This is a genomic window from Nocardiopsis baichengensis YIM 90130, from assembly GCF_000341205.1.
GTDB lineage: Bacteria > Actinomycetota > Actinomycetes > Streptosporangiales > Streptosporangiaceae > Nocardiopsis_A > Nocardiopsis_A halophila.
In genome coordinates this window covers 279,853-305,026 of record NZ_ANAS01000019.1, presented here as the reverse complement: position 1 = coordinate 305,026, position 25,174 = coordinate 279,853, and the positions used below count along the sequence as shown (strand labels likewise).

Sequence of the window (25,174 nt, the reverse complement as noted above, 5' to 3'; positions counted from 1 at the left end):
CCCTCCCGTGAGGCCTTCCGACACGGCGTAGGATCGGCACGCATACGTGCCTGACTCCCCGCACGGACCCCCCTTCCCCCCTCGTTCCGTGCCGTGCGGGCTCCCCGTGTTTAGTAAGGAAGACGCTCATGGCCGGACTCGGACCGCCGGCGGCGGGCGATCCCGCCCGCATCGGCCCCTACCGCCTGGTGGGGCGGCTGGGGCAAGGCGGGTGGGGCACCGTCCACGGGGCCCTGGACGACGCCGGGCGCCGCGTCGCGGTGGAGGTGCTCGACCCCCGCGCCGCCGCCGACCCCGCGGTGCGGGAGGCGTTCGCGCACCGCGCCGAGGCGCTGCGCGGCGCCGACACGGTGTGCGCGCCCCACGTCCTGGACGCCGATGCGGCGGCCGAGGCGCCGTGGATCGCCACCGCGCACGCGCCCGGCCCCGACCTGGGCGCGTACCTGCGCGCCCACGGCCCCCTGGACGAGGACGCGCTGCTGGCCTTCGCCGCGGGCACCGCCGAGGCGCTGGCCCGGATGCACGCGGCGGGCGCCGTCCACGGCGACCTGCGCCCCTCCCGGGTGGTGCTCACCCCGTCCGGGCCGCGCCTGTCGGGGACCGGCGCGCCGCGCCCCGGGGCGGACGCCGCCGCGGACGTGGCGGCCTGGGGTGCGCTCGTGGCCGCCGCCGGCACCGGACGCGCCCCCTACGGCCCGGACGGCGCCCCCGACCTGGCGGGCGTTCCCGGCTCCCTGGAGCCGATGCTGCAGGCGGCCATGGACCCGCGGCCCCCGGCCCGGCCCGACGCCGAGTCCATCTACCGGGGCCTGGTGGACTACGCGGTCGACCAGGACATCCGCGCCGTGCCCACCGCCGAGTTGTCGGGGACGCTGCGCGAGGTGCTCTCCGTGCTGTGGGCGGGGCCGGGCCGCGCCGTCTCCGCCCAGCCGAAGGAGGACTGGGGCGCGGAAGGCGCCGAGGAGGCCGCCGCGACCGAGCCGACCACCGCCCCCGCCGAGCCCGCGGCGATGGGCCGCGTGCCCGGGACCAGGCTGGCGGCGGTCGTCGCCGCAGCGGTGATCGGCACCACCGGCGCAGGGGTCGGCGGCCTGTACGCGGCCCGCACGGTCACCGGGGGCTCCCCCGCCCCCGTGCCCTCCCCGTCGCCGAGCCCCACGCCCGAGCTGGGCGGCGCCGAGGAGGTGGTGGACGGCATCGTCGCGCTCTTCGAGGAGACCGACTCCTACCGGGTGGTGGAGGAGGTCGACGAGGGGGGCGCCGAGCCGCTCCGCCAGGAGCGCGTGTTCCGTGCCGACCCGGACGTGTTCCTGTCGATCTCGGGCGGCGGCCCCACGGAGCGCGTGGAGACGGTGTGGCTTCCGGACCTCCAGGCCGCCGACCGGCGGCGCTTCTCGCCCGGCGCCCCGCCCGGCTCGGCCGCCCGCTACACGCGCCTGCCCGCGCAGAGCGTCGGGAGCCGGGAGTTCACCCGCGAGGCCGGAGCCGCGCCGTTCGACGACCTCGCCGAGAGCATGGAGGTCGTGGAGCGCACGCAGGAGAGGGTGGACGGGCGGGACACCACCCGGTTCTCCGGCACCTTCACCTTCACCCCGTCCCCGCCCGGCACCGAGGCCGAGCACGGGTTCACGCTCTGGGTGGACGCGGAGGGGCGGCCGGTCCGCCTGGAGCACGGCGAGGACGTCCGGGAGCCCGACCACACCCTGGAGTACTCCGGCTTCGACGGGGAGCTGGACACCTGGCTCTGCGGCGCGGTGAGCGGTGTGCCCCAGGTGGACGAGGCCGCGCTGGTCGGGACGTCGGAGGAGGTCTCCTGCGCCTCCGCACGCGCGGCCGCCGAGGCCTACCTGGCCATGCCCGACGCGGAGAAGTCCGGCACCGGCTCCGTCGCCGAGGACGTCGAGGGGTGGTACTGCACGATGGCCCCGACGGCGGCCGAGGCGGGGTCCTGTTCACTCGACCACCCCCAGCAGTCCCAGCGGGTGGACTTCATCCGGCTCGACTGACGCCCCCGGGAGAACAGGGAAGGGCCCCGGCGCGCGCCGGGGCCCTTCCCTGTGCCGTCACTCCCACTCGATGGTGCCCGGGGGCTTGCTGGTGACGTCCAGCACGACCCGGTTGATCTCCCGCACCTCGTTGGTGATCCGGTTGGAGATGGCCGACAGCACGTCGTAGGGCAGCCGCGACCAGTCCGCGGTCATCGCGTCCTCGCTGCTGACCGGGCGCAGCACCACCGGGTGGCCGTAGGTGCGCCCGTCGCCCTGCACGCCCACCGAGCGGACCCCGGCCAGCAGCACCACCGGGCACTGCCAGATGTCGCGGTCCAGCCCGGCGCGGGTGAGCTCCTCACGGGCGATGGCGTCGGCCTCGCGCAGCACCTCCAGGCGCTCGCGGGTGACGTCGCCGACGATGCGGATGCCCAGCCCGGGGCCGGGGAAGGGCTGGCGCCAGACCATCTCGGGGGGCAGGCCCAGCTCTTCGCCGACCCGGCGCACCTCGTCCTTGAACAGCTCGCGGAGCGGCTCGACCAGGGTGAAGACCAGGTCGTCGGGGAGCCCGCCGACGTTGTGGTGGGACTTGATGTTGGCGGTGCCGGTGCCGCCGCCGGACTCGACCACGTCGGGGTAGAGGGTGCCCTGGACGAGGAACTCCACCGGCTCGTCCCCGGCACCGGCGTCGGCGACCACCTCGCGGGCGGCCTGCTCGAAGACGCGGATGAACTCCCGGCCGATGATCTTGCGCTTGTCCTCGGGGTCGCTCACCCCGGCCAGCGCGTCCAGGAACCGGTCCTGGGCGTCGACGACCTTCAGGCGGGCCCCGGTGGCGGCCACGAAGTCCTTCTCGACCTGCTCGGCCTCGCCCTTGCGCAGCAGCCCGTGGTCGACGAACACGCAGGTGAGCTGCTCGCCCACGGCGCGCTGGACGAGCGCGCCGGCCACGGCCGAGTCCACCCCCCCGCTGAGACCGCAGATCACCCGCTTGGAGCCGACCTGCGCGCGGATCCGCTCCACCTGCTCGTCGACGATGTTGACCATCGTCCAGGTGGGGCGGCACCCGGCGCCCTCGTAGAGGAACCGGCGCAGCACCTCCTGGCCGTGCTCGGTGTGCATCACCTCGGGGTGGAACTGCACGCCGTACAGCCGGCGCCCGGCGTCCTCGATCGCGGCGACCGGCGCCCCGGCGGTGCTGCCGGTGGTGCGGAAGCCCTCGGGGGCCTCGGTGACCGAGTCCCCGTGCGACATCCACACCGACTGCTCGGCCGGTGTCCCCGCGAAGAGCAGCGAGTCGGTGCCCAGCTCGGCCCGGGTGCGGCCGAACTCACTGAGCCCGGTCTGCGCGACGGTTCCGCCCAGGGCCTGCACCATGGCCTGGAAGCCGTAGCAGATGCCGAAGGTGGGCACCCCGGTGGCGAACAGGCCCTCGGGGGCCTGCGGCGCGCCCTCGGCGTACACCGAGGAGGGGCCGCCGGACAGGATGATCGCCTTGGGCTTCTTGGCGAGCATCTCCTCGACGGGCATCGTGGAGGGGACGATCTCGCTGTAGACGTGGCATTCGCGTACCCGCCGCGCGATCAGCTGCGCGTACTGCGCGCCGAAGTCGACGACGAGAACGGTGTCGAACGTGCTGTCGCCAGCACCGGCAAGGGACACGTATCGGCCTTCCCGCAGGTAGATGTGGATCGTCCCCAGTTTAGGGCCCCTCAGCGCAGGCGGAACCGCTTCATCAGCCGCGCACCGGTGGTCATCAGGGCCGCCACCTTCTCGTAGTCCATCCCGGGCGGGCCGCCGAAGCCCATGTAGTGCTGGCTGGCGATGGTCTGCGGCTCGGTGAAGCGCAGCAGCCCCTCGTCGCCGTGGCGGCGGCCCAGCCCGGAGCGCTTCATGCCGCCCATGGGGCCGCCGTAGCTGGCCCAGGCGGCGGCGAAGCCCTCGTTGATGTTGACGGTGCCCGAGCGGATGCGCTCGGCCAAGCGGCGCCCGCGCGCGGTGTCGCGGGTCCACACGCTGGCGTTGAGCCCGTAGTCGGTGTCGTTGGCCAGGTCCACGGCCTCGTTGTCGTCGCGGTAGCGGTAGACCGCGACCACGGGGCCGAAGGTCTCGCCCCCGCAGGCCTCCATGGCGGGCTCGACCCCGGACATGAGGGTGGGCTCGTAGAACAGCGGCCCCAGGTCGGGGCGGGGGCGGCCGCCGGCGAGGATCTCGGCGCCCTTGTCGCGGGCGTCCTCCACGTGCTGGACCACCCGGTCGAACTGGCGCTGGTAGGTGAGCGAGCCCATGTCGGCGCTGAAGTCGAAGGCGGTGGACAGCTCCATGTTCCGCACGGCCTCGGCCAGGCGGGGCACGAAGGCGTCGTAGACCCCGTCGTGCACGTACATCCGCTCGGTGGAGATGCACAGCTGCCCGGCGTTGCTGAAGCAGGCGCGCAGGGCGCCCTCGACGGTCCACTCGATGTCGGCGTCCTCGCACACGATCATCGGGTTCTTGCCGCCGAGCTCGGCGGAGCAGCCGACGAGGCGTGCGGCGGCGCGCTGGGCGATGGCGGCCCCGGCGGCGCTGGAACCGGTGAAGGCGACGTAGTCGGCCTGGTCGACGAGGGGGTCGCCGATCTCGGAGGGCTCGCCGATCACGGGGATCCACAGGTCCTCGGGGACGCCGGCCTCGGCGAGCAGGTCCATCGCCCACAGGGCGGTCAGCGCGGTCTGGGTGTCGGGCTTGGCGACCACGGCGTTGCCGGCCAGGAGCGCGGGCACCGCGTCGCTGACCGGCAGGGCCAGGGGGTAGTTCCAGGGGGTGATCACCGAGACGGCGCCCTTGGCCTGGTGGTTGACGTAGGCGCGGGTGGCGCCGGGGATGGCGCCGGGAACGCGGCGGCGGTTCAGCAGGCGGGGGGCGCGGCGGGCGTAGTGCAGGGGGCCGGCGGCCGCGTCGTAGACCTCCTCGAAGGCGTGCCGCCGGGCCTTGCCGGTCTCCAGCTGGATGATGTCGAGGATCTCGCGCTGGCGGTCGAGCACCAGGTCGTGGAAGCGCAGCACGGGGGCGGCCCGCTCGGCGGGGGTGAGCTCGGCCCAGGAGCGCTGGGCGGCGCGGGCGCGGCCGAAGGCCTCGGCGACGTCCTGGGCCGAGGAGACGGGCAGCTCGGCCAGGGGCTTGCCGGTGAAGGGGGCGTGCGTGGTCGCCGTGCGCCCGGTGGTGCTGTGCACGCGGCCGGTCAGGCGGGCCAGCAGCGCGGGGTCCAGGGCGGGGGGCTCTGCGGTGGTTCGCGTGTCGGTACCCATGCGGGGAGCATAGTTCGGCGCACCGCCCCTGACTACCGTTCGGTAACCGCGTACCCCTCCGGGTTGCGCGTCTGCCACCGCCAGGCGTCGGCGCAGGCCTCGGCGATGGACAGCTCGGTCTTCCAGCCCAGGTCGCGCAGGGCCGCCGAGGGGTCGGCGTAGCAGGCGGCGATGTCGCCGGGGCGGCGGCCGACGACCTCGCGGGGCACCGGGACCCCGGTGGCCTCCTCGAAGGCGCGGACCGCCTCCAGCACCGAGGTGCCCTGGCCGGTGCCCAGGTTGTAGACGCGGTGGCCGGGGGCGTCGTCCAGGTGCTCCAGGGCGGCCACGTGCCCCCGGGCCAGGTCGACCACGTGCAGGTAGTCGCGCACCCCGGTGCCGTCGGGGGTGGGGTAGTCGTCCCCGAACACCCGCAGCGGGCCGCGGCGCCCGGCGGCGGCCTGGGCCATGTAGGGGAAGAGGTTGGCGGGGACGCCGCGCGGGTCCTCCCCGATGAGCCCGCTGGGATGGGCGCCGATCGGGTTGAAGTAGCGCAGCGACACCGCGTGCAGGCGCGGGTCGGCGGCGGCCGCGTCGTCCAGGATCCGCTCGGCGAAGAGCTTGGTGGCGCCGTAGGGGTTGGTGGCCGACAGCGGCATGTCCTCGGTGATGGGCACGGTGGCCGGGTCGCCGTAGACGGTGGCCGAGGAGCTGAACACGATGCGGCGGACCCCGCGCCCGTCCATCGCCTCGCACAGGGTCAGCAGCGCGTCCAGGTTGTTGCGGTAGTAGGCCAGCGGCCGCTCGGTGGACTCCCCGACCGCCTTGAGCCCGGCGCAGTGGACGAGGGCGTCGGGGCGGTGCTCGTCGAAGGCCCGCTCGACGGCGGCGCGGTCGGCGCAGTCGCCCTCGACGAAGGGGACGGGGCGGCCGGTGATGCGCTCGACCCGGCGCACCGCCTCGGCGCGGCTGTTGTACAGGGCGTCGAAGAGCACCGGTTCGTGCCCGGCCGCGGCCAGTTCCACCGCGGTGTGGGTGCCGATGTACCCCGCTCCCCCGGTCAGCAGGACCCTCACGTGCCTCTCCCCTCGTCCGGTCGCCCACCAGCATATGCGCGCCCCGCGCCGGACGGCGGGCGCGGCGCGCCCGTGCCCTAGAGCCGGGGGTCCACCGGTTCGGACTCCAGGGCCAGCACCCCGAACACCGGCGCGTGCACCCGGTCGAGGGGCTCGCCGCGGGCGTGCCGGGCCAGGGCCTCCAGGCCCAGCCGGTGCTCGCGCAGGGCGAGCGAGGACTTGCGGCCCAGGCGGCGGTCGCGCAGCCCGGCGAGGCGCTCGGGGCGCAGGTAGCCGGGGCCGTAGACGATGCGCAGGTACTCCGGCCCGCGCACCTTGAGCCCCGGCTGGGCCAGGCCCTTGGCCCCGGTCGCCTCGGCGCCGGCGAAGGGCTTGACCACCATGCCCTCGCCTCCGGCCGCGGTCAGCCCCTCCCACCAGCGGACGGCCCCGGCGACGGCGTCCGGGTCGGTGGCGTCCACCACCAGGTAGCGGGTGGTGCGCACCAGCGGGCAGTGCTCGGCCAGGGCCTCGGTGAAGCGCATGTGCCACAGGTGGTCGCGCCCGGTGAACGCGGCCCCCTCGGCGGCCAGCACCGCGAACGGGGCGTAGCGCAGGCCGGCCGCGCCCTCGGTGGGCCAGGTGTAGCGGCGGTAGACCGCGCTGAAGGCCTCGGTGTCCTCGCGTGCGGCGGCCACCCGGCCGGGCAGGCCGCCCAGGTCCAGGCCGCGCCCGGCGGCGCGGTCCAGCGCGGCGGCGGCCGCGGGCAGGGCGGCGCGGGCGGCGGCGCCCACCGCGGCGTACTGCTCCCGGATGAGCCCCTCCGCCTTGGCCGACCAGGGCAGCATCTCCCCGTCGAGGGCGACCCAGTCGGTGCCGAGCCGCTCCCAGGCCCCCGCGGCGGTCAGTCCGGCCCGCAGCTCCTCCAGCACCTCCTTCTCGGCGGCCGGGTCGGCGAAGAAGGGGCGGCCGGTGCGGGTGTGGACGGCGCCGGGCGCCCCGGGCACGAAGCGGCGCGCGGCCGCCTCGGCGTCCCGGCACACCACGGCCACCGCCCGCGAGCCCATGTGCTTCTCCTGGCACACCACCCGGTCCACGCCCTCGGAGCGGTACCGCTCGAAGGCCTCCTGCGGCCGCTCCAGCAGCGCCGGGTCGGCCGAGGTGGGCGCGGGCGCCATGGTCGGCGGCAGGTAGAGCAGCCACCGCGGGTCGGCGGCGTAGCGGCTCATCACCTCCAGTGCGGCCAGGGCGCCGGCCTCGGGGACGCGCACCCGCCCGTGGGCGGTGTCCACGGCGGCGCCGGGGGCCGGGGCCTCCACCACCCCGGGCGCGGCGGGCCCCGGGGCCGGGGCCTGCGGGCGCAGCGGCCGGGTGGGCTCGTACCAGGTGGCGTGGGCGCCGACGGCGACGGTCTCCCGCTCGGGGTAGCGCAGCGCGGTCAGCCGGCCGCCGAACACGCAGCCGGTGTCCAGGCACAGGGTGTTGTTGACCCACTCGGCCTCGGTGGTGGGCACGTGGCCGTAGACGACGGCGGCGCGGCCGCGGTACTCGGCGGCCCAGTCGTGGCGGACGGGCAGCCCGTACTCGTCGGTCTCGCCGCTGGTGTCCCCGTACAGGGCGAAGGAGCGCACCCGCCCGGAGGAGCGGCCGTGGTAGGACTCCTTGAGCCCGGCGTGGGCGACGACCAGGCGCCCGCCGTCCAGCAGGTAGTGCGAGACGAGCCCGTCGCAGAACTCCAGCGTGCGGGCGCCGAACCCCTCACCCTCGGCGTCGAGCTGCTCCAGCGTCTCGGCCAGGCCGTGGGAGCGCTTGACGTTGCGCCCCTTGAGGGCGCGCACCAGCTTGGCCTCGTGGTTGCCGGACACGCACAGCGCGTCGCCCGCCTCCACCATGCCCATGGCCAGGCGCAGCACCCCGGGGGAGTCGGGGCCGCGGTCGACCAGGTCCCCGACGAAGACGGCGGTGCGCCCTTCGGGGTGGCGGGCGCCGACCGCGCGGCCCTGCGCGTCGCGCTCGATGCCGTAGCCCAGCACGTCCAGCAGCTCCTCCAGCTCGGCGCGGCAGCCGTGCACGTCGCCGATGACGTCGAAGGGGCCGGTCAGGTCGCGCTTGTCGTTCCAGGACCGCTCGGGCACGACCCGCGCGGCGGCGATCTCCTCCTCACCGCGCAGCACGTGCACGCGGCGGAAGCCCTCCCGGTCCATGCGCTTGAGGTCGCGGCGCAGCTCGCGGCGCTGGCGGGCGACCACCCGCGGCGGCAGGTCCCGGTCGGTGCGCTCGGCGTTGCGCCGGTTGGCGGTGCCCTCGGAGACGTCCAGCACGACCGCCGCGGCGGGCAGGTCGTGCTCCTTGGCGATGCGCACGAGCCGCGCGCGGGAGTCCTTCTGCACGTTGGTGGCGTCCACCACGGTGAGCAGGCGCCGCTGGAGGCGCTTGCCGACGATGGCGTTGAGCACCTCGAAGGCGTCGCCGGTGGCGGCCAGGTCGTTCTCGTCGTCGCTGACCGCCGCGCGGCAGGCGTCGGAGGAGACGACCTGGGTGGGGCGGAACCAGCGGGCGGCGGCGGTGGACTTGCCGGAGCCGGAGACCCCGACCAGCAGCACGAGTCCGGCGTCGGGCACGCGCAGCACACGCTCGGAGCTCATCGGGTGAACACCCCCATCTGGGTCGGCGGTCCGGTCGCGGTGTCCTCGGGGCCGACCGGCAGCAGGCGCACGCGGTAGCCGTGTTCGGCGGCCACCCGTTCGGCCCAGGCCGCGAACGCGGACCGGGTCCACTCGAAGCGGTGGTCGGGGTGGCGCATCCGGCCCTGGGCCAGGCCCGGGTAGTGGACGTTGTACTCGGCGTTGGGCGTGGTGACGACGACGGTGCGGGGCGCGGCGTCGCCGAAGACGACGTGCTCCAGGGCGGGCAGCCGCCAGGGGTCCAGGTGCTCGACGACCTCCATCAGCACGGCGGCGTCGTAGCCGCGCAGGCGCGGGTCGCGGTGGACCGCGGAGGCGCAGAACAGCTCCAGCCGGGCGCTCTCGCGCTCGGACATGCGGTCGGTGCGCAGCCGGCGGTGGGCGGCGGCGACCGCGTCGGCGGACGGGTCGGCCCCGGCGACGCGGGTGAAGGCGGCGTCGTCGAGCAGGCGCCGCACCAGCGCGCCGCCGCCGCAGCCCAGGTCGAGGACGGTGCGGGCGCCCTCGGCCCTGAGGGCGCTGAGCACCGCCCCGGCGCGCCGGTCGGCCAGGGTGGGCTCGCGCTCGCGCGCCTCCTCCTCGGGGGGCCGCTCGGGCGGCTCGTGCTCGGGCAGGTCCTCCAGGGCGCCCAGGGCGTCGAGGCGGGCGGAGGCCTGCCGGGCGAGGTGGCGGCGGCGCGCCAGGTAGCGGGAGGTGATGCGGGGGCGCTCCGGGTGGCCGGCCAGCCAGCCGCCGGCGTTGCGGAGCAGCTTGTCGACCTCGTCGTCGGCCACCCAGTAGTGCTTGGCGCCGTCCATCACCGGCAGCAGCACGTACAGGTGGGACAGGGCCTCGGACAGCCGCCGCTCTCCGGTGAGGGTCAGGCCGATGTAGTGCGCGTCGCCCCACCCGGGCAGGCCCTCGTCGAGCGGGACGGGCTCGGCCTCCACCCGCCAGCCCAGCGGCTCGAACAGGGCGCGGGCCTCGTCGGCGCCGCCGCGGCAGGGAACCGCGGGCAGCGACAGGGTGAGCGGCAGGGCGGCGGCGGCCAGGTCGGGCCGGGCGTCGCAGCGGCCCTTGAGCGCGGTGCGGAACACGTCCCCGATCGCGACCGACATCAGCGAGGAGGCCGCGTAGGGCCGGTCGTTGACGTAGGAGGCCAGTGCGAAGGAGGCGGCGCCGGCGTGCGGGCGGGCGCGCCGCAGCCGGTCCGGGTCGACCTCCAGCAGCAGCGCCGCCGTGCACGCCTCCGGGCCGGCCTCGGGGTAGAACACGTGGGCCGTGCCGTGGGCCTGCGCGAAGGCCTGCACCCGGTCGGGGTGCTTGTGCAGCAGGTACCCCAGGTCGGTGGCGGGCCGGAATCGGGCGGTGATCGTCAGAAGCACGGTCCGAGTGTGGCCCACCGGGTGCGGGCGGGGCGACCGGATTTTCCCGCGCAGGGTTGGCCGCCGTCCGCCGCGGGGACGAATTCCCACGTCAGGGGGTGCACGCCGCGTTCTCGCGGGTGCTGCTGAGGGGGGACCGTCCGATGCGTGCCGTCGCCGTCGCCGAATTCGGCGCCGTTCCCGAAGTGATGGACCTGCCGGCGCCCGTGCCGGGGCCCGGGGAGTTCCTGGTGCACCTGCGCGCGGCGGGGGTGAACCCGTTCGACTGGAAGGTGGCCGAGGGCCTGCTGCGCGGCGCCGTCCCGCACGCCTTCCCGCTGATCCTGGGCAGCGACGGCGCCGGGACGGTGCACTCCGTCGGCCCGGGGGTGACCGCCTTCCGGCCCGGCGAGCGGGTCTACGGCCAGTTCCTGCGGCTGCCCCAGGGGCTGGGCAGCTACGCCGAGTACGCGCTGGCCACCGAGGAGGACGCGGTCGCCCGGATGCCCGAGCAGATGCTGTTCACCCGGGCGGCCGCGGTGCCCACGGCCACCATGACCGCCTACGGGCTGGTCGAGGCGGCCGGGGTGGACGCCGGGCAGAAGGTGCTGGTGGTGGGGGCCACCGGCGGGGTGGGCCAGTCGGTGGTGCAGTTCGCCCGGGACCGGGGGGCGACGGTGCTCGCGACCGCCGCCGGGGACCGGTCCCGGGAGTGGATGCGCCACCTGGGCGCCTCGGAGGTGCTCGACCCCGGACCGCTCGCCGAGCGGCTTCTGGAGCTGTGCCCGGACGGGGTGCACACGGTCATCGACCTGGTGCACGGCGCCGAGGGGGTGGCCGAGCTGCTCCCGGCGGTGCACCGCCCCGGCGGCACGGTGGCCAGCACGCTGGGGGCGCTGGACCCCGAGGAGCTGCGCGGGCGGGGCATCACGGGGATCAACTACAGCAACCGGGGCAGCGCCCGCCTGCTGGCGGTGCTGGCCGACCTGATCGGCGCCGGCCGGCTGCAGGTGCACATCGACCACGAGGACCCCCTGGAGGAGGCGCCCTCGGCCCTGGCCCGCCTGCGCGAGGGCGGGGCGCGGGGCAAGACGGTGCTGCGGATCTGAACCGGGAGCGGGGGCCGGGGGCTAGGGCATCGCCTCCGGGCCGGCGATGATCAGCGGGTCCCGCGGGCTGTCGGCGTCCAGGGAGAAGGGGCGCCCGCCCGTGGTGCCGGCGAACGGCAGGTCCTCCAGCAGGGCCCCCTCCACGACCAGGGGGCGCCGCTGGCGGGAGGCGTCGGCGAAGGACAGGTCCAGCACCGCCCGGTACCGCCCGTCCGGCAGGTCGGCGGGGACCACGGCGGAGAAGTGCGCCCCGTCCACCGTGGCCGGGGCGCGGGTGGCGGCCCCCGTCTCCGGGTCGGTGAGCACCAGTTCGGCGGCGGCCGCGGGGACCGGGAAGGGGCCGGACAGGCGCAGCCGCCCCTCCCGCCACTCGGCGCCGGCCACCACCGGCGCGGTGAGCCCGGCGCGCAGCACCGCCCAGCCGGGGCCGTCGTGCTCCACCGCCACGGCGCGGTCCGGCCCGGTCTGCTCGGCCCCCTCGGCCTTGTCGCCCTCCAGGGCGACCCGTGCCTCTACCCGGCCGTCCAGCACCAGGGCGCAGTCCCACAGCTCGGAGCAGTCCGGCCCGCCCGGCGCGGCGCGCCGCTCATCGAACCCCTCGGTCAGCGCGTCGAGGGGCACCCGGGCGGCGAACCGGCCCTGGGTGCGGTCGCGCTCCATGGGCACGTCCAGGACCGCGTCGCCGGGGCGCCGGGTGATGCGCAGCCGGGCCCGGTCGGGGACCTCGGCGGCGGCGCGGCCGGTCAGCTCCAGCCCGCCGCCGTCGAAGCGGTGCCCGTCGATGCGCGCCCGCAGCGGGTCGACCACCAGCACCAGCCCGTCGCCGCGCCACTCGGGCCGCACCCACACCCCGGGCTCCACCTCGGCGGCCCAGGGCCGGCAGGCGGCGCCGGGCCCGGGGGCGGCCAGCCGGGCGCGGCGGCTCACCCCGCGGTTGACCGCCCACAGGTCGACGTGCCACTCCCCCGGCCGCCAGGTGCCGTTGGCCTTGAGGTCGCGCGCGTCCAGCCGCAGCTCGTAGCCGCCCCAGTCGCGGCGCGGGGTGACGGTGCCGCGCGGCAGGTCGAAGGCGTTGGCCGGGCGGGCCCAGGCGCGCACCCGGGCCTTGGCGCCGGTACCGCGGTTGACCGCGCGGGCCCGCAGGTACTGGCGGAGCCGGCCGTCGGGCGGCAGGAACCCCAGCCGCAGCCGCCCGCGCACCGCCAGCCGCGGGCCGTCCCAGCGCGCCTCCTCGGCGCGCTGGGAGATGTCGAGTTCGGAGTCGAGCCGGTACAGGGCCTGGGGCACCTCGGCCAGGGGGTCGTCGTGGAAGGGGTAGTCGGCGTACCAGCGGGTGCCGTGGCGCACCGCGTAGGCGTGCGCGCGCAGCCCCTCGGGCCCCGCCTCGCGGGCGAAGGCCAGCAGCCGCTGCAGCTCGTCGGGCATGTGCCGGCGGACCAGGTACCAGGCCAGGCGGTCGAGCACCGGCAGCCGGCGCAGCACCCGCGGGTCCACGGTGTCCAGGTAGGAGTTGGCGACCTCGGCGAAGGCGCCCAGGCCCGCGCCCCCGCCCTCGTCGGCGGCCCGGCGCAGCGCGCGGGCCAGCACCCCGGTGAGCGCGTGCGCGTCCCAGTCGCCCCGGTCGGCCGGCCCGGCCTCCTCGGCCACCGCGCCCGCGGTGGCCCGCACCACGGCGAACAGCTCCTCGGGCGGGGCCTGGTCGGCCGCGGCGGCCGGGTCGGGGCCCAGCACGAAGCGCCCGGTGTGCACGTCGACCGCCGTGGCGGCGTAGTGGGCGGGCACCACCAGGCGCATCTCGGCGGCGCGCCCGTCGTGCTCGGGGAAGGCCAGGCGCTGGGACTCCCAGAAGGCGCGGCGCCACACCTTGCCGGCGGCCGAGTGGTCGCCGAGCAGTTCGGGGCGCTCGCTGATGTGCGTGCCCAGCACCGGCGCCCGGGGCACCGACGGCGCTGCGGCGCAGTGCGCGGCCGTGGCCAGGTCGGCCCCGGAGGCGCGCAGCCCGTTGACCATCGCCCCCAGGGCATAGGGCGGGAGCCGGTCGGCGGCGTCGACGAAGGCGAGGAACTCCCCGGTGGCGCGGGCGGCGCCGGCGTTGCGGGCCGCCCCCGGTCCGGGGCCGTCCGCGGCCTCCACGACGACGGTCTCCACACCGGCGAGGGTCTGCGCCGCGATGGAGCGCAGGCACGCCCGGGGGTCCTCGCGCCGGTCCCCGGTGCCCGCGACGCACACGACTGCGCTGAGTACGGCCACGTCTGCAGGTTAGGACGCGGCCCCGGGGGCCGTCCCGGACGACGGGCAAAAGTCCGACAAAGGACCACGAAGCCCGCCCGGGCGGCCCTCAGGTCGCCAGGTCCTCGGGGACCACCTCGGGCGCCCCGTGCTGGGCGGCGTCGGCCTCCTGGTCGGTGTCCTGCTCCTGGGCGGCCCGCTCGGCCTCGATGCGCTTGCGGTAGTACTCCACCTCGCGCTCGACCTGCTCGGAGCTCCAGCCCAGGGGGCCGGCCATCAGCGCGGCCGCCTCCGGGGCGGCGGCGATGCCGCGGTCCCAGGTCTCGATGGCCGCCCGGGTGCGGCGGGCGAGCACGTCGTCCAGGTGGCGGGCGCCCTCGTTGCGCACGGCGTAGACCACCTCGGCGCGCAGGTAGTCGTCGGCCCCGGCCAGCGGCTCCTTGAGGTCGGGGTCCTCCTTCATCAGCGCCAGCACCTCGTGGACGAGCGAGCCGTAGCGGCGCAGCAGGTGCGCCACCCGGGAGGGGTGCAGGCCGGCGTCGCGGGCCAGGGAGCGGCGCTGGTTCCACAGCGCGGCGAACCCGTCGGCCCCGGCCAGCGGCAGCCGGTCGGTGACCGAGTCGGGGATGCGCCCGTCCAGGCCGTGCGCGACCGCGTCCACGGCGTCCTGGGCCATCACCCGGTAGGTGGTGTACTTGCCGCCGGCGATGAGCACCAGGCCGGGCACCGGGTGGGCCACGGTGTGCTCGCGGGAGAGCTTGGAGGTCTCGTCGGACTCCCCGGACAGCAGCGGCCGCAGGCCGGCGTAGACCCCCTCCACGTCGTCCCGGGTCAGCGGCACCCGCAGCACCCGGTTGACCTCGTCCAGCAGGTAGTCGATGTCCCGGCGGCTGGCGGCCGGGTGCGCCTTGTCCAGGTCCCAGGAGGTGTCGGTGGTGCCGACGATCCAGTGCCGCCCCCACGGGATGACGAACAGCACGCTCTTCTCGGTGCGCAGGATCAGCCCGGAGGAGGCCTGGACGCGGTCGCGCGGCACCACCAGGTGGATGCCCTTGGAGGCGCGCACGTGGATCTGGCCGCGGCCGCCGACCATCTCCTGGATGTCGTCGGTCCACACCCCGGCGGCGTTGACCACCTGTTTGGCGCGGATCTCCAGCTCCTGGCCGGTCTCCAGGTCGGTGGCGCGGGCGCCGGTGACGTGCTCGCCCTCGCGCAGGAAGGAGGTGGCCTGGACCCGGGAGGCCACGTGGGCGCCGAGGCCGGCGGCGGTGCGCAGCACGGTGAGCACGTAGCGGGCGTCGTCGACCTGGGCGTCCCAGTACTGGACCGCGCCGACCAGGGCGTCCCGGCGCAGCGCGGGGAAGACCCGCAGCGCACCGGAGCGGGTCAGGTGGCGGTGGTGCGGCAGCCCGCGGGAGGTGCCCATGGTCAGCGACAGGGTGTCGTACAGGGCGACGCCGGCCCCGATGTAGGGGCGCTCCCAGTGGTGGGAGAAGGGGAAGACGAACGGCACCGGGCGGACCAGGTGCGGGGCGATGCGGTGGAGCAGCAGCCCGCGCTCGGTCAGGGCCTCGCGGACCAGTTCGAAGTCGAGCTGCTCCAGGTAGCGCAGGCCGCCGTGGATGAGCTTGCTGGATCTGCTGGAGGTGCCCGAGGCGAAGTCGCGGGCCTCGATCAGGCCCACCTTGAGCCCCCGCGCCACCGCGTCCAGGGCGGTCCCCGCCCCGACGATGCCGCCGCCGACGACCAGGACGTCCAGCTCCCCGGTCCCCATGCGGGCCAGCCCCTCGGCCCGTTCCTCCGGTCCCATGCGCGTGGTGGCCGCCATGTGTCCGCCTCCCGACTGGCTCGCGCCGACGCTCCCTGCCCTCATCAGGCTAACCCGGGCCCCTCGCGGGGCCCGGGTGACACACGGCGCGGCCGTCGGGCGCGGGTCAGCGGTGCGGGTTGACGACGACCTCGACCCGCTGGAACTCCTTGAGGTCGGAGTAGCCGGCGGTGGCCATGGTGCGGCGCAGCGCTCCCAGCAGGTTCATCGACCCGTCGCCGGCGTGCGCGGGGCCGTTGAGGATGGCCTCCAGGTCGCCGACGGTGCCCACGTGCACCCGCTCGCCGCGGGGCAGCTCGCCGTGGTGGGCCTCGCTGCCCCAGTGGTAGCCGCCGCCGGGCGCCTCGGCGGCGCGGGCCAGCGGGGAGCCGACCATCACCGCGTCGGAGCCGCAGGCCAGGGCCTTGGCGATGTCGCCGCTGCCGGTCATCCCGCCGTCGGCGATGACGTGCACGTACCGGCCGCCGGACTCGTCGAGGTAGTCGCGGCGGGCGGCGGCCACGTCGCCGATGGCGCTGGCCATCGGCACCGCCACGCCCAGCACCGAGCGGGTGGTGTGCCCGGCGCCGCCGCCGAAGCCGACCAGCACCCCGGCCGCGCCGGTGCGCATCAGGTGCAGCGCCGCGGTGTAGGTGGCGCAGCCGCCCACCACCACCGGCACGTCCAGGTCGTAGATGAACTGCTTGAGGTTGAGCGGCTCGGCGCGGCCGGAGACGTGCTCGGCCGAGACGGTGGTGCCGCGGATGACGAACAGGTCCACCCCGGCGTCCACGACCGCCTTGTGGTACTGGGCGGTGCGCTGCGGGGAGAGCCGGGCGGCGGCGACCACCCCGGCCTGGCGGATCTGCTCGATCCGGCGGCCGATCAGCTCCTCCTTGATCGGCTCGGCGTAGATCGCCTGCAGGCGCTCGGTGGCGGCCTCGTCGCCCAGCTCGCTGATCTCGGCCAGCAGCGGCTCGGGGTCCTCGTAGCGGGTCCACAGCCCTTCCAGGTCCAGCACGCCCAGGCCGCCGTGGCGCCCCAGGGCGACCGCGGTCTCCGGGGAGGAGACGCTGTCCATGGGGCTGGCGACCAGCGGCATCTCGAACCGGTAGGCGTCGATCTGCCAGGCGATCGACACCTCCTCGGGGTCGCGGGTGCGGCGGGCGGGGACGATCCCGATCTCGTCGAGCTCGTAGGCCCGTCGCCCGTTCTTGCCCAGCCCGATCTCCACCTGAGCCAACGCTTCGCTCTCCTCGCTGCTTACTTGCGGCCGCTGTAGTTCGGCGCCTCGACGGTCATCTGGATGTCGTGCGGGTGGCTCTCCTTGAGCCCGGCCGCGGTGATCTGCATCAGGCGCCCCCGGTCCCGCAGGTCGTCGACGGTGCGGGCCCCGGCGTACCACATGGACTGGCGCAGCCCGCCCACGAGCTGGTGGGCGACGGCCTCCAGCGGCCCGCGGTAGGGCACCTGGCCCTCGACGCCCTCGGGGATGAGCTTCTCCTCGGTGGTGACCTCGGCCTGGGAGTAGCGGTCCTTGGAGAAGGAGCGGCCGCGCATGGCGCCCAGCGACCCCATGCCGCGGTAGGTCTTGTACTGCTTGCCGTTGATGAAGATGAGCTCGCCCGGGCTCTCCTCCACGCCGGCCAGCAGGCTGCCCAGCATCACGGTGCTCGCGCCGGCCACGATCGCCTTGGCGATGTCGCCGGAGTACTGCAGGCCGCCGTCGGCGATGACCGGCACCCCGGCCGGCCCGGCCGCCTTGGCGGCCTCCATCACGGCGGTGACCTGGGGGGCGCCCACCCCGGCCACGACCCGGGTGGTGCAGATGGAGCCGGGGCCCACCCCGACCTTGACGGCGTCGGCGCCGGCGTCGATGAGCGTCTGCGCGCCGTCCCGGGTGGCGATGTTGCCGGCGACCACGTCCACGTCGGTGTGGCCCTTGAGGGTGGCCACGGTGTCGGCCACGCCGGCCGAGTGGCCGTGCGCGGTGTCCACCACCAGGAAGTCGACCCCGGCCTCCAGCAGCCGCTTGGCGCGCTCGACGGCGTCGGCGCCCACGCCCACGGCCGCGCCGACGACCAGGCGGCCGTCGGCGTCCTTGGTGGCGTCGGGGAACTGCTCGCTCTTGATGAAGTCCTTGACGGTGATCAGCCCGCGCAGCCGGTCCCGGTCGTCGACCAGCGGGAGCTTCTCCACCTTGTTCTCGCGCAGCAGGCGCAGGGCCTCCTCGCGGCCGACCCCCACCGGCGCGGTGACCAGCGGCATCGGGGTCATCACGTCGCGGACCCGGCGGCTGCGGTCCAGCTCGAAGCGCATGTCCCGGTTGGTGACGATGCCGACCAGGCGGCCCTCGGCGTCGGTGACCGGGGCCCCGGAGATGCGGTAGTGGGCGCTGAGGCGCTCCACGTCGGCGAGGGTGTCGTCGGGGCCGCAGGTGACCGGGTCGGTGACCATCCCGGCCTCGGAGCGCTTGACCAGGTCGACCTGGGCGGCCTGCTCGTCGGCGGACATGTTGCGGTGCAGCACCCCGGTGCCGCCCTGGCGGGCCATGGCCACCGCGGTGCGGGCCTCGGTGACCGTGTCCATGGCCGCCGACAGCAGCGGCATGCGCAGGTCGATGGTCCGGGACAGCCGCGTGGAGGTGTCGGCCTCGCCGGGCTGCAGGTCCGAGTACGCCGGCACCAGCAGGACGTCGTCGTAGGTGAGTCCGGGCGGAAGGACCTTGCCGCCCTCCCCCGTATAAAGCTGTGTCATGGATATCCCAACCACTCGCGCGTGCAGCCCCATCCTAGAACCCCTGGCCACGGGCTCACCCCGTGAACGGGCTCACAGGCGGCGGCACCAGCGGTCGGCGGGGATGCGGGAGGGGCGGCGGCAGCCGCGCGGTCCGGGGGTGCGCGGCGCGTGGCCGGGCGGCTCAGAAGAGGCGGTTCGCCACGGCCACGTGCCGAAGCCGAGCAAGAGCTCGGTGCTGGGCAACCCGTACCGCGCCCGCCGACATTCCGAGTACATGTCCGGTCTCATCTGCTGACAGTCCCGCAATCACGCGCATCACGAGCAGCCTGCGCTGCTGCTCGGGGAGTTCTTCCAAGAGGGCCCGGGCCCGGTCGGCCTCGACCCTGCGCACCGCCGCCTCCTCCGGGGAGGGGCCGTCGTCGGGCCGGTCGGGGACGGTGTCGGTGGGCACGTCGGCGCGGGTGGAGGTGCGCAGCGCGTCGGCGACCTTGTGGGCGGCGATCCCGAAGACGAAGGAGGCGAAGGGCCGGCCCATGTCCTCGTAGCGGGGCAGGGCCGACAGCAGGGCGATGCACACCTCCTGGGCCACGTCGTCGGTGTAGTGGGCGTACCCGGAGACCCGGGAGAGCCGGGCCCGGCAGTACCGCACCACCATGGGGCGGATCTCGCGTAGGAGCGAGTCGACCGCGCCGTGGTCCCCCTGGACCGCCAGCGTGGTCAGCCGCCCCAGCTCCGCGTCATCGGTCGCTGGGCGCCGGGGTGCCGAGCGCCTGGCCAGCACGGCCCCGGCGGCGCGTTGATCCGTCACGCCTCGAATCATGCCCCGACCACCGCCCCTTAACGTCACGAACGACGACTACAGAATGATCACATTTGGTGGAAATGCCGGGTAAAACACGCGTGCCCCGGGTGGGACCCCGGGGCACGCATGGTAGTGCAGAGCGGCCTCTAGTGCCCGTGGCCGTGGCCGTGCCCGGCGGCCTCGCCCTCGTCCTCCTCCGGCTTGTCCACCACCAGGGCCTCGGTGGTGAGCAGCATGCCGGCGATGGAGGCGGCGTTCTCCACCGCGGAGCGGGTGACCTTGACCGGGTCGATGATGCCCTGGGCCATCAGGTCGCCGTAGGTGCCGGTGGCGGCGTTGAAGCCCTGGCCGGCGTCCAGCTCGGCGATCTTGTAGGTGACCACGTAGCCCTCGGCGCCGGCGTTGACCGCGATCCAGCGGGCCGGCTCGGGCAGGGCGCGGCGCATGATGTCGGCGCCGGTGGCCTCGTCGCCGGTCAGGTCCAGGCCGTCCAGGGCCGAGACGGCGTGCACCAGGGAGGCGCCGCCGCCGGGGACGATGCCCTCCTCGATCGCGGCGCGGGTGGCCGAGATCGCGTCCTCCAGGCGGTGCTTCTTCTCCTTGAGCTCGACCTCGGTGGCCGCGCCCACGCGCAGCACCGAGACGCCGCCGCCCAGCTTGGCCAGGCGCTCCTGGAGCTTCTCGCGGTCCCAGTCCGAGTCGCTGGCCTCGATCTCCTTGCGGATCTGGCGGACCCGGTCGTCGACCTCGGACTGCTCGCCGCCGCCGTCGACGATGGTGGTCTCGTCCTTGGTGACGGTGATGCGGCGGGCGGTGCCCAGCACGTCGATCTCGGCGTTCTCCAGGGTCAGGCCGACCTCCTCGGCGATGACCTGGCCGCCGGTGAGGACCGCGATGTCCTGCAGCATGGCCTTGCGGCGCTCGCCGAAGCCGGGGGCCTTGACCGCGGCGACGTTGAGGGCGCCGCGGATCTTGTTGAGCACCAGGGCGCCCAGCGCGTCGCCCTCGATGTCCTCGGCGATGATCAGCACCGGCTTCTTCTGCTGGACGATCTTCTCCAGCAGCGGCAGCAGCTCGTTGAGGTTGGAGATCTTGCCCTGGTGGATCAGGATCAGGGCGTTCTCCAGCACCGCCTCCTGGCGGTCGCCGTCGGTGACGAAGTAGGGGGAGACGTACCCCTTGTCGAACTGCAGGCCCTCGGTGAACTGCAGGTCCAGCCCCATGGCCGGGGACTCCTCGACGGTGATGACACCGTCCTTGCCCACCTTGTCGAAGGCCTCGGCGATCAGGTCGCCGATCTGGGCGTCCTGGGCGGAGTTGGTGGCCACGTAGGCGATGTCGGCGCGCTCGCCGACCTCGCGGGCACGCTCCAGCAGGGCGTTGGACACCGCCTCGGCGGCCACGCCGATGCCCTTGCGCAGGGCGACCGGGGAGGCGCCCGCGGCGACGCTGCGCAGCCCCTCCTTGACCAGGGCCTGGGCCAGCACGGTGGCGGTGGTGGTGCCGTCGCCGGCGGCGTCGTTGGTCTTGGTGGCGACCTCCTTGACCAGCTGGGCCCCCAGGTCCTCGTAGGGGTCCTCCAGCTCCACCTCGCGCGCGACGGTCACGCCGTCGTTGGTGATGGTCGGGGCGCCGAACTTCTTGTCGATGACGACGTTGCGGCCGCGGGGGCCCAGGGTCACCTTCACGGCGTTGGCGAGGCGGTCGACGCCGCGCTCCAAGGCGCGGCGGGCGTCCTCCTCGAACTCCAGGATCTTCGGCATGGCTGTGGAACTGCCTCTCCGTGCAAGTACGGTGATGTGCGAAAGCCCCGCCCGGCACGCGGGCCGGCCGGGGCTGGTGCACCGCAGAACGGTGCGAGGAGGTCCTACTTCTCGACGACCGCGAGCAGGTCGCGGGCGGAGAGGACGAGGTACTCCTCGTTGTCGTACTTGACCTCGGTGCCGCCGTACTTGCTGTACAGGACGACGTCGCCGACCTTGACGTCGAGGGCGACGCGGTTGCCCTTGTCGTCCAGGCGGCCCGGGCCCACGGCCAGGACCTCGCCCTCCTGGGGCTTCTCCTTGGCGGTGTCCGGGATGACCAGGCCGGAGGCGGTGGTCTGCTCGGCCTCGAGCGTCTTGACGACGACGCGGTCCTCAAGCGGCTTCAGGACGGTCTTGGTGGCGGTCGACACGGGTGTGACCTCCCCCTTCAGGTTCGATGATGCGGAACGGCATTCTTGTCAAAAGGGGCGACCACGGCGGCCTGCCGTCGCGGGTGCCAGACCGGCCTCGTCGCGATTAGCACTCTACCGTCGAGAGTGCCAGTACCGAACATTAGCCCGGCCTCTCGGGCGCGTCAAACAACTGGTCACAGGGGGAAGCATTGCCCGAGACAGGGCCTGGTGAGCGGGCCGGCGAGGCGTTCGCGGCGCTGCTCACACCGGTGGGCGGGCGGCTGCTGGAGCAGGCCGCGCTGGAGGAGGCCCGCGGCGATGCGCTCCGCGCCGCCACCCGCCTGCGGGCGGTGGCCGAGGAGGCCGCCGGTGAGCTGCCCGGCGGCGCCGACCCGGCGGGCGTCGCGGCGGCGGCGCTCACCCAGGCGCGGCTGCGCTCACGCGCGCGCGAGAAGTTCGGCGACCGTGCCGCGCGGATGTTCTTCACCTCCGACGGCCTGGAGCAGGCCACCCGCGCCGAGGCGGCGCGGCACCGGGCCGCGCGGTTCGCCGCGGCACTGGGCGAGGGGGGCCGGGTGGCCGACCTGTGCTGCGGCATCGGGGCGGACGCGGCGGCGCTGGCCGGGTCCGGCCTGCGGGTGGAGGCGGTGGACGCCGACCCGCACACCGCGCGGGTCGCCGCCGCCAACATGGCGGCGCTGGGGGTGGACGACCGGGTCGGCGTGCGCGTGGGCACGGTCGGCCCGGAGTGGGCCCCCGCCCCCGGCACCGACGCGCTCTTCTGCGACCCCGCGCGGCGGGGGAAGCGGGGGCGGGTGTTCGACCCGGACGCCTACTCCCCCGCCTGGGACACCGTCGAGGCGCTGGCGCAGGCGGCGCCCGCGGCCTGCGTGAAGGCCGCGCCCGGGCTGCCGTACGAGCGGATCGCGCCCGGGGTGTCGGCCGAGTGGGTGTCGGTGGACGGCGAGGTGAAGGAGGCGGCGCTGTGGTACGGCGGGCTGGCCGACGGGGCGGCGCGCCGGGCCACCCTGCTGCGCGGCGGCCGTGCCCGCACCCTGGCCGGCGGCGCCGAGGAGGAGGGGGCCCCGGTCGGCGCCCCGGGGCGCTACCTGTACGAGCCGGACGGCGCGGTGGTCCGGGCGCACCTGGTGGCCGAGGCGGCCGCGCAGGTCGAGGGGGTGCTGCTGGATCCGCGCATCGCCTACATCGCCTCCGACCGGCTGGTGGACACGCCGTTCTGCCGCGCCTATGAAGTGCACGAGGCGATGCCGTTCTCGCTCAAGCGGCTGCGCGCCGCGGTGCGCGCCCGCGGGGCGGGCACCGTAACGATTAAGAAACGCGGATCGGCCGTGGACGTGGAGCGGCTCCGCCGCGACCTGCGCGCCACGGGCCCCGGATCGGTGGTGGTGGTGCTCACCCGGATCGGCGAGAAGCCGTTCTGCCTGCTGTGTTCCGAGGTCAGCGGCGCCTCTTGAACAAAAGGGATGAATTGCGCTTTTCGGGAATTCAGTGGAACGGCGATGACTCCCGGTGATTCCGGTACTAGCGTTGCTCCGTGGAACTTCCGGGAGACAAGCGATCTTCGGCACTCGACCGCGGCGAGCGAGGCCCATGTCGTTAAACTGGCCCGCGCGGTCGGCGTTTCCCTTTCGGCGGATCCGTCCGGCGGCGGCAGGCGGGCGCGCTCCGAGCCCTCGCCCCACCGCCGCGCCCGCGACGGTCACCGCACGCGTTCGACCCCTGGCGCCGGGTGATGCGCCCCGCCGCCCCCGCGCCGACGTCCCGACTTCTCCCTCCCCCGTCCCTTCCGTCCGGGCCGGGGGCCCTCTTCAGAGCACTTAAGGAGCGCCTCGGTGGAACAGAGCAGCCACAACTTCCTCAACGGGGGAGGTCAGACCGGCATCTCCGACCGGATGCGGGACCTGCTGTCCCGGGCCGCCCAGGAGCAGGTCTCCGAGCAGAAGTCCCAGGGCGCGGTGTCCGAGGAGATGCGCCAGCGCCTGGAGGGCATGGAGTGGCTCCTGCGCGAGTTCCGCGAACGGGAGTTCACCACGCTCGCCGAGGCGGTCTCCGCCGTCCAGGGCAAGGTCGACGACCTGGGCGCGCGCCCGCCGGAGTGGGCCGAGACCCTCGCCGAGCACATCGAGATGGTCGGGCAGCGGGTCAAGCCGCTCGCCGAGATCCCGGCGCTGCGGTCCGACGTGCGGGGGGTGGCCGACCACGTCACCAGCGCGCTGGACCGGATCAAGGAGCTCTCCGAGGAGCAGGCCCGCACCCGGGCCCGCCTGGACGAGGTCGGCACCGGGGTCGAGGAGGTCGGCGGGGGCGTGCAGGCGCTCTCGGCGGCGACCGAGGAGCGCCTGGCGGCGCTGGTCGAGCGTGTGGAGTCGCTGGAGTCGTCGCTCGGGGCGCTGTCGGAGTCCGAGAAGGAGCGGGCCGAGACGCTGACCACGGCGCTGCAGGAGCAGCACGGGTCGCTGGAGGCCCGCGTCGGCGAGAACCACGAAGCCCTCACCACCGCCCTGCAGGAGCAGCACGGGTCGCTGGAGGCCCGCGTCGGCGAGAACCACGAAGCCCTCACCACGGCGCTGCGCGAACAGCGCGAGGCCCTGGAGACCCGCGCCACCGAGAACCACGAAGCCCTCACCACGGCGCTGCGCGAACAGCGCGAGGCCCTGGAGACCCGCGCCACCGAGAACCACGAAGCCCTCACCACCGCCCTGCGGGAACAGCGCGAGGCGGCCGAGACCCGCGCGGTCGAGAACCACGAGGCGCTCTCCGGCACGCTGCAGGAGCAGCGCGAGGCGCTCACCTCCGAACTCGCCAAGACCGCGGCCAAGCTCACCGCCCAGAACGAGGAGAACCACGCCGAGGCCACGGCGGCGGTCGCCGACGTGTCCGGGGCGCTGGGCAAGCTGGCCGAGTCCACCGAGCAGCGCCTGGGCGAGCTGCGCACCCACGTGCGCGAGCGCCTCGGCGAGCTGCACGAGCAGCTGGAGCTGCACCGCTCGGAGCTGCGCGAGCGCGACGACCAGTACCGCGAGCACCTGGCCGAGCGGCTGGAGGAGACCGCCCGCGGGCTGCGGTCGCAGGCCGAGGAGGACCGGGCCGCCGCCGCGGCGGAGCTGGAGTCGCTCAAGGGCGCCCTGGAGGCGGGCATCACCGCGCTCAACGCCAAGAGCGACGAGCACCGGACCTCGGTGGGCGAGCGGATCGACGGGCACCTGGAGGCGATCAGCGGCCGCTTCGACAGCGGGCTCGGCCGACTGACCGACCGGTTCGACACCTTCGAGGGGCACTTCGAGGGCAGCTTCGACGGGATCGGCGGGCGCCTGGAGGGCATCGAGGGGCGCCTGGGCGGCGTCGAGGGCAAGTTCGAGGGGGTCAACGGCCACCTGGAGGGCGTCGACGGGCAGATCGACGGCGTGGACGGGCGCCTGGAGGCGGTGGACGACCGCCTGGAGGCGCTCAACCAGCGGCTGGCCCAGCTGCCGTCGCTCATGGAGGTCTCCGAGCTGCACCGGCGCCTGACCGAGCTGTCCGAGCGCCCGGTGATCGACCACGGCGACCGGCTGGACGCGCTGGAGAAGGCGCTGACCGGGGCGCTGGCGCCGATCGCCAAGGACGTGCAGGCCCGCCCGGACCGGCACGAGCTCGAAGAGGCGCTCAGCGAGGCCGTGGAGACCTCGCACGACGACGTCACCAAGCGCCTGGCGGCGCTGGAGGAGACCATGCTGGCCCTGGCCGAGGCCCTGCTGCGCCCCGGCAAGGACGGCCGCAAGAAGCGCCGCCGCGACGAGGACGATGACGACGACGAGTGACGGGGCCGCGAGGGGACCTGTGATCCTCCCGGCCGGCCGCGGGTGAGACACCCGGCCACCGGAGCTTGAAGGGGCGGGCCGAAGGCCCGCCCCTTTTTCGTGGGACTCGTGCGTGGGACTCGTACGTGGGACGCAGACGGCACCGACGCGATGGCCGTCCAGGCGGCGGCGAG

At 75.1% G+C, this 25,174-nt stretch carries 16 protein-coding genes; 4 read left to right on the top strand and 12 right to left on the bottom strand.

The window, feature by feature from the left end:
* Window positions 1-128: 128 nt before the first annotated feature.
* On the top strand, window positions 129-2,006 hold the full coding sequence (locus C892_RS30070; RefSeq protein WP_026124417.1) for a serine/threonine-protein kinase: 1,878 nt from the start codon (window positions 129-131) through the stop codon (window positions 2,004-2,006).
* A 57-nt stretch (window positions 2,007-2,063) separates the two neighbouring features.
* Here C892_RS30070 and guaA read toward each other — a convergent pair whose 3' ends face one another.
* From guaA to C892_RS0116665, 5 genes are all read right to left on the bottom strand, one after another.
* Complete coding sequence (gene guaA, locus C892_RS0116685; RefSeq protein ID WP_017558104.1) at window positions 2,064-3,650, bottom strand: glutamine-hydrolyzing GMP synthase; 1,587 nt, start codon at window positions 3,648-3,650, stop codon at window positions 2,064-2,066.
* Between the two features lie 50 nt (window positions 3,651-3,700).
* The gene (locus C892_RS0116680) at window positions 3,701-5,275 is read right to left on the bottom strand and encodes a succinic semialdehyde dehydrogenase (RefSeq protein WP_017558103.1); all 1,575 of its coding nucleotides are present in this window, start codon (window positions 5,273-5,275) and stop codon (window positions 3,701-3,703) included.
* Between the two features lie 32 nt (window positions 5,276-5,307).
* Window positions 5,308-6,330 carry a UDP-glucose 4-epimerase GalE gene (galE, locus tag C892_RS0116675; RefSeq protein WP_017558102.1) on the bottom strand — a complete coding sequence of 341 codons (1,023 nt, stop codon included), beginning with the start codon at window positions 6,328-6,330 and terminating at the stop codon, window positions 5,308-5,310.
* A 77-nt stretch (window positions 6,331-6,407) separates the two neighbouring features.
* Window positions 6,408-8,954 (bottom strand): polynucleotide kinase-phosphatase, encoded by a 2,547-nt coding sequence (locus C892_RS0116670; protein ID WP_026124416.1) that lies wholly within the window; start codon window positions 8,952-8,954, stop codon window positions 6,408-6,410.
* Window positions 8,951-10,357: a 3' terminal RNA ribose 2'-O-methyltransferase Hen1 gene (locus tag C892_RS0116665; RefSeq protein WP_026124415.1), complete on the bottom strand. Its 1,407-nt coding sequence runs from the start codon at window positions 10,355-10,357 to the stop codon at window positions 8,951-8,953. Before C892_RS0116665 ends, C892_RS0116670 begins: the two co-directional genes overlap by 4 nt.
* 143 nt (window positions 10,358-10,500) lie before the next feature.
* On the opposite strand from C892_RS0116665, the gene C892_RS0116660 reads away from it, so the two are divergent.
* Window positions 10,501-11,445 carry an NADP-dependent oxidoreductase gene (locus C892_RS0116660; protein ID WP_026124414.1) on the top strand — a complete coding sequence of 315 codons (945 nt, stop codon included), beginning with the start codon at window positions 10,501-10,503 and terminating at the stop codon, window positions 11,443-11,445.
* 21 nt (window positions 11,446-11,466) lie between these two features.
* On the opposite strand, the gene C892_RS0116655 is transcribed toward C892_RS0116660, so the two are convergent.
* The 7 genes from C892_RS0116655 to groES form a co-directional block, all read right to left on the bottom strand.
* Window positions 11,467-13,695 (bottom strand): glycosyltransferase, encoded by a 2,229-nt coding sequence (locus tag C892_RS0116655; RefSeq protein ID WP_239647413.1) that lies wholly within the window; start codon window positions 13,693-13,695, stop codon window positions 11,467-11,469.
* Between the two features lie 88 nt (window positions 13,696-13,783).
* Complete coding sequence (locus C892_RS0116650; RefSeq protein WP_017558097.1) at window positions 13,784-15,502, bottom strand: glycerol-3-phosphate dehydrogenase/oxidase; 1,719 nt, start codon at window positions 15,500-15,502, stop codon at window positions 13,784-13,786.
* A gap of 106 nt (window positions 15,503-15,608) precedes the next feature.
* On the bottom strand, window positions 15,609-16,715 hold the full coding sequence (locus tag C892_RS0116645) for a GuaB3 family IMP dehydrogenase-related protein (RefSeq protein ID WP_017558096.1): 1,107 nt from the start codon (window positions 16,713-16,715) through the stop codon (window positions 15,609-15,611).
* Between the two features lie 29 nt (window positions 16,716-16,744).
* Window positions 16,745-18,238 carry an IMP dehydrogenase gene (guaB, locus tag C892_RS0116640; protein ID WP_017537967.1) on the bottom strand — a complete coding sequence of 498 codons (1,494 nt, stop codon included), beginning with the start codon at window positions 18,236-18,238 and terminating at the stop codon, window positions 16,745-16,747.
* 163 nt (window positions 18,239-18,401) lie between these two features.
* A complete protein-coding gene (locus C892_RS0116635; RefSeq protein WP_017537968.1) occupies window positions 18,402-19,028 on the bottom strand; it encodes a sigma-70 family RNA polymerase sigma factor in 627 nt (208 codons plus the stop codon).
* Window positions 19,029-19,168: 140 nt separating this feature from the next.
* The gene (groL, locus tag C892_RS0116630; protein ID WP_017558095.1) at window positions 19,169-20,785 is read right to left on the bottom strand and encodes a chaperonin GroEL; all 1,617 of its coding nucleotides are present in this window, start codon (window positions 20,783-20,785) and stop codon (window positions 19,169-19,171) included.
* A gap of 104 nt (window positions 20,786-20,889) precedes the next feature.
* Window positions 20,890-21,198, bottom strand: coding sequence for a co-chaperone GroES (gene groES / locus C892_RS0116625; RefSeq protein WP_017537970.1), 309 nt, complete (start codon window positions 21,196-21,198; stop codon window positions 20,890-20,892).
* Between the two features lie 191 nt (window positions 21,199-21,389).
* Here groES and C892_RS0116620 point away from each other — a divergent pair, with 191 nt between their 5' ends.
* Both C892_RS0116620 and C892_RS0116615 read left to right on the top strand, forming a co-directional pair.
* Complete coding sequence (locus tag C892_RS0116620; protein ID WP_017558094.1) at window positions 21,390-22,655, top strand: class I SAM-dependent methyltransferase; 1,266 nt, start codon at window positions 21,390-21,392, stop codon at window positions 22,653-22,655.
* Between the two features lie 378 nt (window positions 22,656-23,033).
* Window positions 23,034-25,001 (top strand): coiled-coil domain-containing protein, encoded by a 1,968-nt coding sequence (locus tag C892_RS0116615; protein ID WP_017558093.1) that lies wholly within the window; start codon window positions 23,034-23,036, stop codon window positions 24,999-25,001.
* Window positions 25,002-25,174: the final 173 nt, after the last annotated feature.